Source organism: Pseudomonas sp. AFG_SD02_1510_Pfu_092 (assembly GCF_003331055.1).
Taxonomy (GTDB): Bacteria; Pseudomonadota; Gammaproteobacteria; order Pseudomonadales; family Pseudomonadaceae; genus Aquipseudomonas.
The window spans coordinates 1-926 of the sequence record NZ_PUQD01000130.1; the positions used below are offsets into that span (position 1 = coordinate 1).

General features: G+C 49.9%; 2 pseudogenes. Both read left to right on the plus strand.

Annotation, left to right across the window (positions count from 1 at the left end):
* Positions 1 to 419, plus strand: a pseudogene (locus C6A77_RS25585) (hypothetical protein); the annotation flags it as partial.
* A gap of 1 nt (position 420) precedes the next feature.
* A pseudogene (locus C6A77_RS25635) lies at positions 421 to 926 on the plus strand (hypothetical protein); the annotation flags it as partial.

Genomic DNA, 926 nt, shown 5'->3' on the forward strand with positions numbered 1-926 from the left:
CCCCTTCGATGACGGTACGAAATCCGACGACGCAGGAGATGCGGCATCACATCGATGGGCTGAAAGGGACGGCGCCGGTGGAAGAGGTGCAGTTCGAGGCGGGAACGTTGTTGGTGATCGAGGTGAAGACGACGCTGGGCAAGAGCAAGACGCCTAGGTTTCTTAGAACGCAATCGGTCGGAGGGGCTAGAAACTTGCGGAGAATTCAGGAGCTTTTGAAAAAGGGTAAGGGAGCATGGCAAGCCGGAAAGTTACAAAGCCATGACCCAAACTTCTTAGCTAAAACTGATGCAATTGCGAGAGCAGTACGATCAGGCAAAACCGAGTTCATCCATGCACAAGTATTTTTCGACTCAAACGGAAAAACCAATGCACTAACCAATCTCAGTAACGGCATACAATTAAACAGGTGGAATTGAGATGAATAAACATCGACTACAGCGAACCCTTAACCAACTAGAGCACTGGGCAACTGACAACAGAAATTATCAATTCAACTGGTTACAAAAGTACTTTTCCGATGGATCTGAGTTTGGTCTCGCTTGTGATGAACTGTTCAGCATGGGACTTCTCGAAATAAAAAACGAGCTATTGCAAACGCGCCTGAAAATAGCACCATCAGTCCCCGAGAAATTAACGGCCGGAATAGTTAAAATGATCGCCAGCGATGCATTGCTTATCGAGTCGCATAAGGGCACCGGACAAGTAGATAGCGATACGCTAGACGGCGTAACACACCTCATGTTCTGTGCAATGGCTACAGGACAATTTCGACTGGTAGCGCCGTTCCACCGAACCGTACTCTCGGCATTGGAGGGTGGATATGGCGTCGAAGATGGAAACAACCTACCCATTGGCACCACCCTACGCTACGCCGCCTTCGGCCTGACCATCATCGGCGACTGGCTGGGCAAACCCCTCGACCT